16 protein-coding genes and 1 tRNA gene are annotated in these 13598 nt (G+C 60.7%); 8 read left to right on the forward strand and 9 right to left on the reverse strand.

Annotated elements, in window-relative coordinates:
* Positions 1 to 61: 61 nt before the first annotated feature.
* From BLS57_RS09160 to BLS57_RS09165, 3 genes are all read right to left on the reverse strand, one after another.
* Complete coding sequence (locus tag BLS57_RS09160; protein ID WP_093741479.1) at positions 62 to 484, reverse strand: DUF4112 domain-containing protein; 423 nt, start codon at positions 482 to 484, stop codon at positions 62 to 64.
* A gap of 96 nt (positions 485 to 580) precedes the next feature.
* On the reverse strand, positions 581 to 709 hold the full coding sequence (locus BLS57_RS20035; protein WP_279626437.1) for a hypothetical protein: 129 nt from the start codon (positions 707 to 709) through the stop codon (positions 581 to 583).
* Between the two features lie 142 nt (positions 710 to 851).
* Positions 852 to 1766, reverse strand: a complete 915-nt coding sequence (locus BLS57_RS09165; protein WP_093741481.1) for an MBL fold metallo-hydrolase — start codon at positions 1764 to 1766, stop codon at positions 852 to 854.
* Between the two features lie 44 nt (positions 1767 to 1810).
* Between BLS57_RS09165 and BLS57_RS09170 the strand changes: the two genes are divergently transcribed.
* Both BLS57_RS09170 and BLS57_RS09175 read left to right on the forward strand, forming a co-directional pair.
* Complete coding sequence (locus BLS57_RS09170) at positions 1811 to 3133, forward strand: ATP-binding protein (RefSeq protein ID WP_093741483.1); 1323 nt, start codon at positions 1811 to 1813, stop codon at positions 3131 to 3133.
* Between the two features lie 69 nt (positions 3134 to 3202).
* Positions 3203 to 3652 carry a DUF4442 domain-containing protein gene (locus BLS57_RS09175; RefSeq protein WP_093741485.1) on the forward strand — a complete coding sequence of 150 codons (450 nt, stop codon included), beginning with the start codon at positions 3203 to 3205 and terminating at the stop codon, positions 3650 to 3652.
* Positions 3653 to 3714: 62 nt separating this feature from the next.
* On the opposite strand, the gene BLS57_RS09180 is transcribed toward BLS57_RS09175, so the two are convergent.
* On the reverse strand, positions 3715 to 4617 hold the full coding sequence (locus BLS57_RS09180) for an NAD-dependent epimerase/dehydratase family protein (protein ID WP_244153639.1): 903 nt from the start codon (positions 4615 to 4617) through the stop codon (positions 3715 to 3717).
* 91 nt (positions 4618 to 4708) lie between these two features.
* On the opposite strand from BLS57_RS09180, the gene BLS57_RS09185 reads away from it, so the two are divergent.
* A complete protein-coding gene (locus BLS57_RS09185) occupies positions 4709 to 5605 on the forward strand; it encodes a LysR family transcriptional regulator (protein ID WP_093741489.1) in 897 nt (298 codons plus the stop codon).
* A gap of 105 nt (positions 5606 to 5710) precedes the next feature.
* Here BLS57_RS09185 and BLS57_RS09190 read toward each other — a convergent pair.
* Positions 5711 to 5787: transfer RNA gene (locus BLS57_RS09190), tRNA-Ile, on the reverse strand.
* Positions 5788 to 5912: 125 nt separating this feature from the next.
* On the opposite strand from BLS57_RS09190, the gene purM reads away from it, so the two are divergent.
* From purM to rnd, 3 genes are all read left to right on the forward strand, one after another.
* Positions 5913 to 6959, forward strand: coding sequence for a phosphoribosylformylglycinamidine cyclo-ligase (gene purM / locus BLS57_RS09195; protein WP_093741491.1), 1047 nt, complete (start codon positions 5913 to 5915; stop codon positions 6957 to 6959).
* On the forward strand, positions 6956 to 7552 hold the full coding sequence (gene purN, locus BLS57_RS09200) for a phosphoribosylglycinamide formyltransferase (RefSeq protein WP_093741493.1): 597 nt from the start codon (positions 6956 to 6958) through the stop codon (positions 7550 to 7552). Before purM ends, purN begins: the two co-directional genes overlap by 4 nt.
* 80 nt (positions 7553 to 7632) lie before the next feature.
* Positions 7633 to 8790, forward strand: a complete 1158-nt coding sequence (rnd, locus tag BLS57_RS09205; protein ID WP_093741495.1) for a ribonuclease D — start codon at positions 7633 to 7635, stop codon at positions 8788 to 8790.
* 48 nt (positions 8791 to 8838) lie between these two features.
* On the opposite strand, the gene BLS57_RS09210 is transcribed toward rnd, so the two are convergent.
* Positions 8839 to 9354 (reverse strand): hypothetical protein, encoded by a 516-nt coding sequence (locus tag BLS57_RS09210; protein ID WP_093741497.1) that lies wholly within the window; start codon positions 9352 to 9354, stop codon positions 8839 to 8841.
* Positions 9355 to 9478: 124 nt separating this feature from the next.
* Between BLS57_RS09210 and BLS57_RS09215 the strand changes: the two genes are divergently transcribed.
* A complete protein-coding gene (locus BLS57_RS09215) occupies positions 9479 to 9889 on the forward strand; it encodes a SufE family protein (protein ID WP_093741499.1) in 411 nt (136 codons plus the stop codon).
* A 4-nt stretch (positions 9890 to 9893) separates the two neighbouring features.
* Here the strand turns inward: BLS57_RS09215 and BLS57_RS09220 are convergent, their stop codons facing one another.
* A complete protein-coding gene (locus BLS57_RS09220; protein ID WP_093741501.1) occupies positions 9894 to 10538 on the reverse strand; it encodes a DUF1638 domain-containing protein in 645 nt (214 codons plus the stop codon).
* A 61-nt stretch (positions 10539 to 10599) separates the two neighbouring features.
* Positions 10600 to 11301 (reverse strand): corrinoid protein, encoded by a 702-nt coding sequence (locus BLS57_RS09225; RefSeq protein ID WP_093741503.1) that lies wholly within the window; start codon positions 11299 to 11301, stop codon positions 10600 to 10602.
* A 202-nt stretch (positions 11302 to 11503) separates the two neighbouring features.
* Here BLS57_RS09225 and BLS57_RS09230 point away from each other — a divergent pair, with 202 nt between their 5' ends.
* Positions 11504 to 12580, forward strand: a complete 1077-nt coding sequence (locus tag BLS57_RS09230; protein ID WP_093741505.1) for a PA0069 family radical SAM protein — start codon at positions 11504 to 11506, stop codon at positions 12578 to 12580.
* A 3-nt stretch (positions 12581 to 12583) separates the two neighbouring features.
* On the opposite strand, the gene bmt is transcribed toward BLS57_RS09230, so the two are convergent.
* Positions 12584 to 13597, reverse strand: coding sequence for a betaine--homocysteine S-methyltransferase (gene bmt, locus BLS57_RS09235; RefSeq protein WP_093741507.1), 1014 nt, complete (start codon positions 13595 to 13597; stop codon positions 12584 to 12586).
* Position 13598 lies beyond the last annotated feature (1 nt).

The raw sequence follows: 13598 nt of genomic DNA on the forward strand, positions 1-13598 counted from the left end.
ACGGGCTTACACGACATGCGAAAGGGCTGCTCTCGGGCAGCCCTTTTTCGTTTCCGCGTGTTCAGTTGTTCAGCGTGGGATGATGTGAGGACATGCGACCCTCAACTTCACCCGTCGGCGGGACCTTCGCGGCTTCTTTCTGAAGATGCTTTTCAAGAAGGTCCACATTGCGCAGTTTTGACTTCCAGCCGATATCGAACAGGTCACCTACAAGCGGCACCGACCCGATCACATAGTCGATGCCTGCATTCACAGCCATCCGCGCAAGGACGCTATTTGGCGCGCCCATTCGGTGCGATTCTTTCATGATATAGGCGGAGGGGAGCAAGGCCAGCGTATCGCCAACCACCGGTACAAGGCCAAGGATCGAATCCCAGCCCATGCGCACGCCGACGACGGGAAGCTTGAAAGCACTGTCCATATTCTGCGCCAAGCGGCGCAGGCGGGCGAGGTCAGCTTCGTGGGTGTGGGGATGGGCGGACATAGGATACCTGCGTTGTTGCACTGAAGCATAAACGCGAAATGAGGGCATAGGGTTCCGCCGTCCTGCCGGCCCCATCCGGCATCAGGTCAACCGGCGTCAGATGCTCGCGTAGTCGGTAAAGATCGGTGTCGGCTTCTGCGGCGGGCGGGCCGAGGTGGACTTGGGTGTCGGCTGCGGCTTAGGCGCAGGTTTCTGCTCTTGCGAGGTTCTGTCGAGACGGGCCATCGGGTAGCTCCTTTGCTGCTCGGTGGGTGAGTTGCTTCACCCATGAAACGAGCTTGAGCGCCGTAAAGGTCCAAAACAGGGCTGAATTGTGCCGAGAATGCGTCTTTCGTTGCGATTTTGCGACGGATTCGGGCCGCTTCGCCTATGAGTTGTGCTGAAAGCGAACTTCTGCGTGTAAGGCTCCCATAGGCGACACCAGTCCCCGCCCGGTCAGATCGACGAGATGGGCAAGGACGTTTCGCATAGCCGCGCCCAGCAGCGCCGGCGGGGTTTCTGTGTAGATGGCCGCGGCGAGTTCGGCAGCGGTTGCGTCTTGGTTGCGCAGTGCTTCGAGTATCGAGGCTTCGCGGGACTTCCGGTGGGCAACCAGCCATGAAAGCCGTGCATGGGGCTCCGTAATCGGCGCACCGTGGCCGGGGTAAAACACCCGCCAATCCCGTTCTATTAAACGTTCGCAGGAGGCCATGAAGTCGGTCAGGTCGCCGTCCGGAGGTGAAACCAGCGAGGTCGCCCAGCCCATCACGTGGTCTGCTGTCAGGCAGGCGTCGCCAAAGGCCAGAGAGAGGTGGTTGCCGATATGTCCCGGCGTGTGCAGCGCCTCTAAGGCCCAGCCGTCGCCCTCTATGACAGCGCCGTCTGCGATCAAGTGGTCCGGCTCAAAGTCGTGATCGACGCCTTCGCCCCCCCCCATCAGACCGGCACTGGCCAATTCGTCCATGATCGGTGAGCGTCCTGCGGTGGCGTCTCCGAAGGCGTAGACAGGCGCGCCGGAGCAGTCTGCCAAGGGACGCGCGAGCGGCGAATGATCAAGATGTGTATGGGTGACAATGACATGGCTGATGCGTTGACCGGGCTCAATGGCCGCAAGGATCGCTTCCAGATGAGCAGGACTGTCGGGGCCGGGGTCAATGACGGCGATATCCGTGGTGCCGATAAGATAGGTATTGGTCCCGCGATAGGTCATCGGCGAAGGGTTTGGTGCCACAATCCGGCGCAGCCCGGGCTCAAGCAAGTCGGCTTGGCCGATCTCGGGGTCAAAGTCATCGGGCGGCAGCATGGTTTCACCTTTCGCAGGGGCAGGGGGCTGGCTAAGGTCTAGCTATGAATTTTGCCTGGCTCAAACGATATGTGCCGCGCGGCATCTACGGACGCGCCGCGCTGATCTTGCTCTTGCCGATCTTGCTGTTGCAACTGGTCGTCATACTGGTCTTTGCACATCGGCATTTCGAGGGAGTCACCGACCAGATGACCGACGTCGTCCTGCGCGAGTTGGAACTGGTCATGCTAGCGGTGGACGCGGCGCCTGATGCGGAAACGGTTCCCGAGGCGGTTGAGGAACGCGCCGGACCCCTTGATTTTATCGTGACACCTGTGAACCGCCCCTTGCCGCAAGACGACAGCATGCTGTGGTACGATTATTCCGGGAGGGTGCTCACCCCCCGGCTGAAAGCAGCCATGCCCGGGCTGCAATCGGTGGACCTCAGCGATGATGATTTTGTGGTGCTCTATCTCGAAAGCTCAAAGGGGCCACTGCGGATACAGTTCGAGCGGCGGCGTATTTCGGCGTCGAACCCACATCAGCTGTTTGTTTATACACTCTTTTTCGGGGTTTTACTTTCTTTCGTCGCGTCGATCTATCTGCGCAACCAATTGCGCCCGATCAAGCGACTGGCCCGCGCGGCCGAAGCCTTTGGCCGAGGCCGGCATGAACCATACACACCTGCGGGTGCGGTTGAGGTACGCGCAGCGGGCAATGCCTTTGTCGACATGCGCGCCCGGATTGAACGGCAAATTGAGCAGCGCACGCTTATGCTCTCCGGCGTGAGCCATGACCTACGCACACCGCTGACGCGGATGCGGCTTGGCCTGTCGATGATCGACGATGAAGACGCGGCGCCGCTTTTGGCCGACGTCGATGACATGCAGCGGATGCTGGATGAATTTCTCAACTTCGCCAAAGGTGCTGCCGAAGGGGAGCCGGAACGTGTGGCCCCGCTCGATTTTGTGACCGAGATCGTTGAAGACGCCCAGCGGGCCGGGCGGGCGGTGGTTCTCCTTCCGCCGGAGGGCGAGGGCGAAGGCACGGTCAAGTTGCGCCGCGTGGCGATGCGTCGGGCCGTGGACAATCTTATCTCCAACGCCGTGCGCTATGGTGCGCGGGCGGAGGTGTCGGTCATGCTCAGCGATCGCACGCTGCGCATTCGGGTCGAAGACGACGGTCCAGGGATTCCCGAAAATCGCCGCGAAGAAGCCACGCGACCCTTCTCGCGCCTCGATCCTTCGCGCAATCAGGACAAGGGCGGTGGTGTCGGGCTCGGCCTCGCTATCGCGACGGACATCGCGCGGGCGCATGGCGGTGTGCTGCGGCTGGGCGAATCGACGCGGCTCGGCGGGCTGCGGGCAGATATCGTCATCGCGCGGTGACCCGGCGGCAGGATTGCTTGGCAAAGGGCCATTTGTCACAGTGGGCCAAATCTTAATCGGAGCGCCCCCATGACCCCTTACGACATGATCAAATCCCACCTTGATACCGCTGTTCCATTCGCCAATCATGTGGGTGTCAAATTGCTTGAAATTGGCGACGGCACTGCCAGCGCCGAACTGGTGCAAAGGCATGAAACCTCGAACCACATCGGCACCCAACACGCAGGCGCGATGTTTACCTTGGGCGAATCGGCTTCGGGTGCTGCAATGGCGGGAGCGATCGCGCCCGTCATTATGGACATGCGCCCCGTCGCGGCGATGGGGCAGATTGCCTTCAAACGCATCGCCGAAGGGACGCTGACCGCCCATGCGCAAACCTCTCGCCCCGGTGCGGAATTGCTGATCGCATTGCAGGACGAGGGCAAAGTTGCCTTCGACGTGACGGTCGACATCCGCAACGAGGCAGGCGACACCGTGGTCGAAATGACGATGAACTGGCATGTCAGCGCCAAGCGGTGACGGAATAGTTTGGGGGCAGGTGGTTCGTCGTTCTGCCGAACCACCGACTTTCGGGTCATCCCCTATTGTGCGGCAGAATACCCTGCGCCGACACTGTGGCCTTCGGTCACGATATCTTTTGGCAAGCCAGAGCGCATGACGGTCAACGTTTCGGTCGGGCGGAAATCTGGCAAAAGCGCATCGAACTTCTTGGAACAAAGGCGATGCGCTGTGTTGTAGAGATAGCGCATCTCACTCAATTCCTGCGCCAATTCCCATACCGGCGACAGAAGTGCCATCGCCCACCATGGAAACCGTTTGAACTTAAGGTGCTGGCCCATGATACCCTCTAGCGCATGTCTCAGATCCTCCGCGGTGAACGCGTGCCCGGGGAAGGGCACGTCTTCGAATGTCGCGAGGCTGTCTCTCTTTTCAGCGAGCATTAGCGCCGCACGCGCCCAATCCGGCACATAAGCATATGCCTGCATAACGCTGGCGTCCCCCGGCAGTGTGATTACGCCTCGCTTGATGTTTCGGAGCAATACCGAGGACATGACGTCTTCGTTGTGATTGGGGTCGATAAAATTGCCAGCGCGTAGGATCACAGTGCGTACACCGGCGGCGCGGTAGGCTTCTTCCATTTCCACTCTGATTTGCCCTTTTCGCGCCGCGGGACGCTGCGGCGTGTTTTCGGACCACACCCCAGCTTGATCGCCGAAGTTATAGAGGTTTCCAGGTATGATCACAGTCGCGCCAGAGGCCTGTGCTGCAGCGATAACCTGTTTGGTGATCGCTGGTACGATCCGGTCCCAGTCGTGATAGGCGGGCGGGTTTAGCCCGTTGATGAGCACATCACATCCCAGTGCTGCAGCGGTCATATCTGTTCCACGCACATAGCGGCGGACGGACCAGCCGGCATCGGCAAAAGCGATCGCGGAATGGCTGCCAATCTTACCGTTGGCGCCGAGTATCAGGACAGTGGGCATCGTCGTCTCCTTCATGTTTCCATCTGAAGTTTTATCCTTTCAATTGCGAATAGGAATTGCCCAAGATCGAACATCATGTATTCATTATTGAATGGAGGGTTCGCTCATCTCGCTTGACTGGTCCTTGGTTCGCGGGTTTCTCGCCGTGGCGGATACCGGGTCGTTGTCCGGCGCCGCGCGGCTGCTCGGCATCTCCCAGCCTACACTGGGGCGACAGGTAAAGACGGTAGAGGCACAGCTTGGCGTGGAGCTTTTCCACCGCCGCCCGAAGGGGTTTGAACTGACCGAAACAGGCGCGGCATTGATCGAACCTGCGCGGGCAATGCAAGAGGCTGCCCATCGCATTGCACTGACAGCCTCGGGCCGAAGCGCTGGCCTCAGCGGGACCGTCCGCATCACGGCCAGCCTTGCGATGTCGATGTATCACCTGCCTGATGTCGTCGCTGATATTCGTAGAGCCGAGCCGGATATTCAGATCGACCTTGTTCCTTCGGACAGCACCAGCAATCTGCTGTTTCGGGAAGCGGATATTGCCGTGCGGATGTATCGACCGCGTCAGCTCGACCTCGTGACACGGCATCTCGGTGATATCGAACTCGGCATCTTCGGGTCGCAGGACTATTTTGAGCGTCGCGGCAGGCCGGAAACCCTAGAAGATCTGCTCTCCCATGACTTCGTTGGCTATGACACCAAGCCTGAGATACTCGACGGGTTCCGCACAGCCGGGATCAAGCTCTCACGCCAGTGGTTTGCCACGCGCTGCGATAACGACGCGGTCTATTGGGAGCTGGTTCGCGCGGGCTGCGGTCTCGGCTTTGTGCATGCCGGCGTTGGCAGGGGCTGGCCCGGCATGGAAGAGGTGGAACTGGACCTTCTCTTGCCAAGGCTTCCGGTATGGCTAACCACCCATGAAGCAATGCGCCACACACCACGGCTGCGTAGAGTTTGGGAAATGCTCGCCGATGGCCTTGCGAAAGTGACGGCCTAAACTGCGATAGGATGGGGGGCAAGCGCCTGCAACCGCGGCGCTAGCTTTCCTCAAGTCAGCGAACGACAGAAGCTGACGGCGGTTCCAGCGAACTATCTGGAAGTATGGTAGGCCCGGCAGGACTTGAACCCGCAACCAAAGCGTTATGAGCGCTCTGCTCTAACCAATTGAGCTACAGGCCCGCCATGGCGTTTGGGTATGACGGCGCAGCCGGGGCGTCAAGACATTAGCTGCACCAAATCATTGCAGCTTGTGCCGCAATACTCTAACTCCGCGCGCAAGGGAAATCTGCGCCGGGGGCCATGCGATGACGAAATCGGATAACGGAATCACCTATGCCGAGGCAGGCGTCGATATCGACGCTGGCAACGCACTGGTCGAGCGGATCAAACCCGCAGCAAAATCCACGGCGCGTCCGGGGGTTATGTCGGGGCTCGGTGGCTTTGGCGCGTTGTTTGATTTGAAAGGCGCGGGCTTTACCGATCCGGTGCTCGTCGCCGCAACCGATGGTGTTGGCACCAAGCTGCGGATCGCCATCGACACCGGCAATGTCGATAGCATCGGCGTCGATCTGGTTGCCATGTGCGTCAACGATCTGGTGTGTCAGGGCGCCGAGCCGCTCTTTTTCCTTGATTACTTCGCAACCGGAAAGCTGGAACTCGACAGCGCGGCGCGCATCATTGAGGGGATCGCTAAGGGCTGCGCGGATTCCGGTTGTGCCCTGATCGGCGGCGAGACCGCTGAAATGCCGGGCATGTACCACGCGGGCGATTTCGATCTGGCGGGTTTCTCGGTGGGCGCGATGGAGCGCGGCACGGAACTGCCGCGTGACGTCAAAGCCGGAGACGTACTCCTCGGTCTGCCCAGCGACGGTGTGCATTCCAACGGCTACAGTCTCGTGCGCAAGATCGTTGAGCGCAGTGGTTTGGGCTGGGGCGACGACTGCCCTTGGGGTGAAGGCGATCTGGGCAGCGCGCTGCTCACGCCTACGCGCCTTTACGTTAAAGGCGCGGTCGCGGCGCTGCGGGCCGATGCAGTTTCCGCACTCGCGCATATCACCGGCGGCGGGCTGACGGAAAACCTGCCACGTGTGCTGCCTGAAGGGCTGGGAGCCGTGATTGATCTGAACGCTTGGGAACTGCCGCCGGTCTTCAAATGGTTGGCCGCGCAGGGTGGTATGGCCGAGGCCGAGATGCTCAAGACCTTTAACGCCGGCATCGGCATGGTCGCTGTGGTTCCTGCTGATAAACTGGACGCAGCCAAAGCCGCCTTTGCGGAAGATGGCCATGCAGCAATCGAAATCGGGCGGATCACCGAAGGTGACGGCGTCAGCTATAGCGGCGCGCTGCTTTGACCAAACGGGTTGCGATTTTCATCTCGGGCGGTGGCTCCAACATGCGGGCGCTGGTTGAGGATATGACCGGCGATCATGCGGGACGGCCCTGTTTGGTGCTGTCCAATAACGCGGACGCTGGCGGAATTGCCTGGGCGCAGGGGCAGGGGATTGCGACCGAGGTCGTCGATCACCGCCCTTACGGCAAAGACCGCCCGGCTTTTGAGGCGGCGTTAAGTGCGGCTTTGAAGGCCCATGCGCCTGACATCATCTGCCTCGCCGGATTCATGCGCAAGCTGACCGAAGGCTTTACCGATGCTTGGGCCGGGCGGATGATCAACATCCACCCGTCGCTGCTGCCGAAATACCGCGGGCTGCACACCCATGCCCGCGCGCTTGAAGCTGGTGATACAGAGCACGGCTGCACGGTGCATGAGGTGACAGCGGCGCTCGACGACGGGCCGATCCTTGGCCAAGCGCGCATTCCCGTGCGGCCGGGCGACACGCCCGAGATGCTGGCCGAGCGCGTATTGGTGCAAGAACACCGGCTTTATCCCGCCGTGCTGCGTCGTTTCGCGGCGGGTGAGCGGCAACCGGTCATGCTTACGGGCTGACGCTGGTCAAACCTCTGTGCGTGATGTACCTCTTGGCGCAAGGCCCGATGACCGGGCGTGCAACTTGTCAAAGAGCATTTATGAAAACCATCACCACCACCGCCGACCTCGCGCAATTTTGTGAAGAGGCGGCCCGCCATGACTATGTGACCGTCGACACTGAGTTCCTGCGCGAACGCACCTATTATTCCAAACTCTGCCTTGTGCAGTTGGCCATGCCAGGCACGGACGACAGCAATGCTGTTCTGGTTGACCCAATGGCCGAAGGCATCTCGCTTGAGCCGCTCTACGAGCTATTCCGCGACACATCGGTGGTGAAAGTCTTTCACGCCGCGCGGCAGGATCTTGAGATTTTCTACGTCGATGCAGAAGTTTTCCCCGAACCATTGTTCGACACGCAAGTCGCGGCCATGGTCTGCGGCTTTGGCGAGCAGGTGGGCTATGAAACTCTGGTCCGCAAGATCGCGCATCAGTCGCTCGACAAGACCTCGCGCTTCACCGATTGGTCGCGCCGCCCGCTGACAGACGCGCAGAAGACCTATGCGCTGGCCGATGTAACCCATCTGCGGCAGATCTACGAATTCCTTGCCGCGAAGCTCGCTGAAACCGGTCGCGCCCGTTGGGTTGAGGAAGAGTTGGAAACCCTACTAAGCCCCGACACTTACGTGACGCAGCCGCAGGATGCGTGGAAACGGGTCAAAACCCGCACCAACTCTCCTAAGTTTCTCGCCATTGTGCGGGAATTGGCAGCCTTCCGAGAGGACTACGCCCGCAGCCGCAACATCCCCCGGAACCGTGTGTTCAAGGATGACGCGCTGGTTGAGTTGGCGAGCCTGAAGCCGACCAATGGCGAGGAACTGAACCGCGCCCGTCTGCTCCTGCGTGAAGCGCGACGGGGCGACATTGCTGAGGGTATTCTGAAGGCCATCGCGGCGGGTGTCTCCTGCAAGCCCGCTGATATGCCGCAACCCGACCGGAAACGGGACAAACTACAGGTGAACCCGGCATTGGCGGATTTGCTGCGGGTGTTGCTGAAGGCGAAGACCGAAAGCGCGGGCGTTGCGGCGAAACTGATCGCTTCTGCCAGCGACCTCGATCTGCTCTCTGCCGGGGAGCGCGATGTGCAAGCGTTGCGCGGTTGGCGCCATGAGGTCTTTGGGGCCGACGCGCTATTGCTTTGCGAGGGTAAGATTGCACTCGCAGCAGACGGCAATGACGTAAAAACGGTTAAAGTCTAAAGAAAACGGGCCATCCTGTTCGGGGTGGCCCGTCCATCAAGCGCTGTCTTAACGGCGCGAAACCAGCGCGTTCAACTCACCTTCGACCCGGATTTCACGCACGCCGCGCAGGTCTTGTTCGGTCAGACGGCGGCCTGCGATGACCTCGCGGGTGGGCTGGGTGCCCTGACGGGTTGACCGATCGGGACGAACCCCCTCCAGCCGGTAGGTCAGCACGCCGTTCACCGGCAGTTCTTCTTCATTCGCGGGCGTCAGGCGCACCGAATAGATGCCCTGCCGCGCAGCCAGCCCAGTGGCGCGGATGATGGCACCGCCAGGCACAGGTTCGACCGTCAAATCGGTGATCTGCTCAAAGGGGCGGCCTTCGTAGGTTTCCACCTCTGCGCGGCGCTTGGCAAACAGACCGCTTCGCTTTGGAATCAGGGGGTTATCATTCGCCTCTGGCGTAACCGCCTCGGCCCGTGCAGGACCAAACCAATTCATCGGATTGACGCGGCTGTCTCTAAAGCCACAGGCGGATACCAGAAGGGTCGAAGCCAATAGAGCCAATAATGTCTTGCGCATAAGGTCCGCCGTTAATTCGAGTTGTCTTTTGCTAACCCATCACGTCGGCCTTGGGAAGGGGGTGGACCTTTGCGCATCGGCATCCTACCTGTCTGCCAGAGCAACTGACCAAAGAGAGACGCCCATGGCCACGCCCGCCTTTGAAGAACTGGTCGAGGATTTCGAGTTTCTGGACGATTGGGAAGACCGCTACCGCCATGTGATCGACCTCGGCAAATCGATGGAGCCTTTGCCAGAAGCATTGCGTGTGCCCGCAACGAAGGTCGACGGTTGTGCCAGCCAGGTTTGGCTGCACGCCCAGTTTGACGACGGCACGCTGCATTTTGACGGGGCGAGCGATGCGATGATCGTGTCCGGGCTCATCGCGGTTTTGCGACGCTTGTTCAACGGCTTAACGCCTGCCGAGGTTGGCCGCGTGGACGCCAAGGCGGAATTGGCACGGTTGGGGTTGAACGATCACCTCTCTGCGCAACGCTCCAACGGGTTGCGGGCGATGATCGAGCGTGTGCGCGAGACGGCGGCGCAAGAGGCCTGAGCGGTCAGAGCGTTTTTAGCGTCGCTTCCAGATCACCATACCCGGTGAAGCGGCGCTCAAATTCCAGCCCCAAACGGCGCGCACAGGCGCGTGCTTTCTCGGTCAGTGCGGGATCATCGGTCTGCGCTTGATAGACCAGCTTTTCGTAATTGCCGAAATACATGTCGCGCAGCTCTGGGTGACGGTCGAGCCCCATGGGTTTGATGATAAAAGCCTCGAACTGCCGCACCAGAAAATCGGTGAGATAGAAGGTCGTGATCTCGTCCTCTGCGGTCTTAGCGAAGCTCTCGTTGCCCTGAAAAAAGCTGTAGCAATGCGGCCCGGCGACCATCTGAACGCCTAGCTCTTTGCAGGCCCGCTCTAATCCGCCCCCGGTGCCGCAATCCGCGTAGACGACGAAGAAATCCTCATATTCAGCGCGGTGCTTTGCCACCGTTTCACGGACGGCGTCGGTGATCTTTTCCGGGTAAAGGTGGTATTTCGCGGGCAGGCAGGTCAGGTCCAAGTGGTTCCAACCATTCGCCTTTTTCAGATCAAGGATCTCCCGCGCCAAGGCCCCGCAGGCGATGAGCAAAATCCGACCCGCACGGGCAGGGGCGAGCCCTTCGTCCGTCAGGGTCCGGTCATCTGGCACTGAAGTTTGCGTCATGGCCCTACCTTTGCATCTGGTCCCCGCCGTGGCCAGCGGGGACAGTCACAGGGGCGCTGGCTTAGGCGGTGGCGGCGGAGTTGTGCTTGCGCCCCATCCATTCCTTTGCCGTTTCCACCGCGACAGCGGCGTCCCGGCAATAGGCATCGGCGCCAATCGCCTTACCAAATTCTTCGTTCAACGGCGCACCGCCCACGAGAACGATATAGTCATCGCGGATGCCTTGTTCGATCAGCGTGTCAATGACCACCTTCATGTAGGGCATCGTGGTGGTCAGCAAAGCCGACATGCCAAGGATATCAGGGCCTTCGGCCTCCATCGCTTCAAGGTAAGCCTCAACCGAGTTGTTAATGCCAAGATCCACCACTTCGAAGCCCGCGCCTTCCATCATCATGCCGACGAGGTTCTTGCCGATGTCGTGAATGTCGCCTTTGACCGTGCCGATCACCATCTTGCCCACACGCGGCGCACCGGTCTCAACCAACAGCGGTTTCAGGATCGCCATGCCGCCCTTCATCGCGTTGGCGGCCAGCAGCACTTCGGGCACGAAGAGGATGCCATCGCGGAAGTCTGCGCCGACAATCGTCATGCCGCCGACCAGCGCTTTGGTCAGGATGTCGTAGGGCTCCCACTTGCGTTCCAGCAGGATGTTCACCCCTTCTTCGATCTCTTCCTTTAGACCGTCGTAGAGGTCGTCGAACATCTGCTGAACAAGCTCTTCGTCGTCCAACTCGGAGAGGATGATATCGTCTTCTTCGGACATGGTATTTCCTTCTGCTGGGCATGCAGGTGCTTGGCACTTGAGCCCTTGTCTCACGGATCGGATGGGGCGGGACCACGGTTTGCGACATGGTCCACGCCTTGCGCGACGCATTTGCCTGTAAACTACCGCTTTTTGCGGTGAAAGGACAAGGGTTTGAGCGCCGATACTTGCGGGTGTTCCCGTAATGTTCTAACCTTCTTTCATGGATAAAGAGGATCAGCGATTTAAGGTGTTGGGCCGGGCAGCGGGCAGCAATGATGCGGGCCGGTTTGAGCGTCATGCACGGGTTGGCGAAGAAGATGGATGGGCGCGCGAAGACGATCTGCCGGTGCTGCGCACGCAGACCAGCATCGAGGTGCCGCGCCGGTTGATTACCTATAACCGCTCGCCCGATCTGCCGTTTGATCGGTCAATCAACCCGTACAGGGGATGTGAACATGGCTGTGTCTATTGTTTCGCCCGGCCCAGCCATGCCTATCTGGGGCTCTCGCCGGGGTTGGATTTCGAGACCCGGCTGGTCGCACGGCCCGACGCGCCGGAGGTACTGGCCCGTGAGTTGCGGTCCAAACGCTACGCCGTCGCGCCCATCGCGATTGGCACCAATACCGATCCCTATCAGCCTATCGAAAAGACGCATGAGATCATGCGCCGCTGTCTTGAGGTTTTGTCTGCGGCCAACCACCCGGTCGCCATTGTCACCAAGGGCAGTTTGATTGAACGCGACATCGACATTCTGGGGGATATGGCGGCACGCGGGTTGGCCGCCGTGGGCATTTCCGTCACCACTTTGGACGCCAAGTTGAGCCGGTTGATGGAACCCCGCGCCCCGGCGCCGCAGCGGCGTTTGCAGATGATCCGGCGTTTGACAGAGGCGGGTATCCCGGTGCGGATCATGGCCTCGCCGATGATCCCCGCGCTGACCGATCCGGAGTTGGAAGCGATCCTGACCGCGGGGCGCGATGCAGGCGCGCGCCATGCCAGTTGGATCATGCTGCGCCTGCCGCGAGAGGTTTCGCCCTTGGTGCAGGATTGGCTGGCCGCGCACTATCCCGACCGGGCCGAGCGGATCATGGCGCGACTCCGCGATATGCATGGGGGCAAGGAATATGACGCTGCGTGGCACCGTCGGATGCGAGGCGAAGGGCCTTATGCGCAGATGGTCGCACAGCGGTTTAATCTGGCGGTAAAACGTTTGGGACTGTCGCGCAGCGGGATGCCGCTGCGCTGTGATCTTTTTCGCCCGCCCGAGATTGAGACGGACCAGCTGAGCCTGTTCTGAGGCTTAGCCCCGGCGGCGGCCCCGGCGCGGCGCGCGGGTTGGGCCGTTGCCATCCGTGCCGTCGCTTTCCGAGGAGAAGGGGCCGATCTCTTCGGCGATTTGCTCCAAGGTTGGCGCGGGGCCTTTTTCAGTGCTGTCGAGGGCTTCGCGCATCGCAACGAGGTGCTCGGGCAGGGTGCCACAGCAGCCGCCGATAATGCTGGCGCCTGCGTCGCGGGCCATTGTGGCATAGCGTGCCATCAGTTCAGGCGTGCCGTCATAGTGAATGTGGCCTTCGACATACTTCGGAATGCCCGCGTTGCCCTTGGAAATGATCGGCAGCGTGCCACCCTTGGCCGCGAAGCCGAGCACGGTGCGCAGCAGGTCCGACGCGCCGGTGCCGCAATTGGCGCCGTAAGCCATTGGCGTATTGTCCAACCCGTGCACCAGATCGACCATGCCTTCGGAGGTCAGCCCCATCATGGTCCGCCCGGCGGTATCAAAGCTCATCGTGCCGCACCAATCAAGCCCGGCCAGCGCAAAGCCTTCGGCCGCGGCGCGGTATTCTTCGGGCGCGCTGATCGTCTCGAGCCAACCGATGTCCGCGCCACCGGCCTTGAGGCCATCGGCGGTCTCGTGGAACATCTCAACCGCCAGCGCATGGGTCAGCGTGCCGACAGGCTCCATGATCTCACCGGTGGGGCCAACAGAGCCCGCTACGAGCACTTTGCGCCCGGCGGTGTCTGCGACTTCGCGGGCAAGTTCGGCGGAAACGCGGCTAAGTTCGTGCACCCGCGCTTGCGCGTCATGCAGTTTGAGCCGGGATGCGTTGGCGCCGAAGGAGTTGGTCAGGAACAGGTCGCTTCCGGAATCCACTGCGAAACGGTAGAGTTTGGTGATCTTCTGCGGCTCGTCCGTGTTCCACAATTCCGGCGCATCGCCCGACATCAGCCCCATGTTGAACAGGTTCGTTCCGGTAGCACCGTCGGCGAGCAACGTACCTTTCTCTGCAAGAAGATCGGTGAATGCGTTGCTCATA

The organism is Sulfitobacter delicatus (genome assembly GCF_900102535.1).
Lineage (GTDB): Bacteria > Pseudomonadota > Alphaproteobacteria > Rhodobacterales > Rhodobacteraceae > Sulfitobacter > Sulfitobacter delicatus.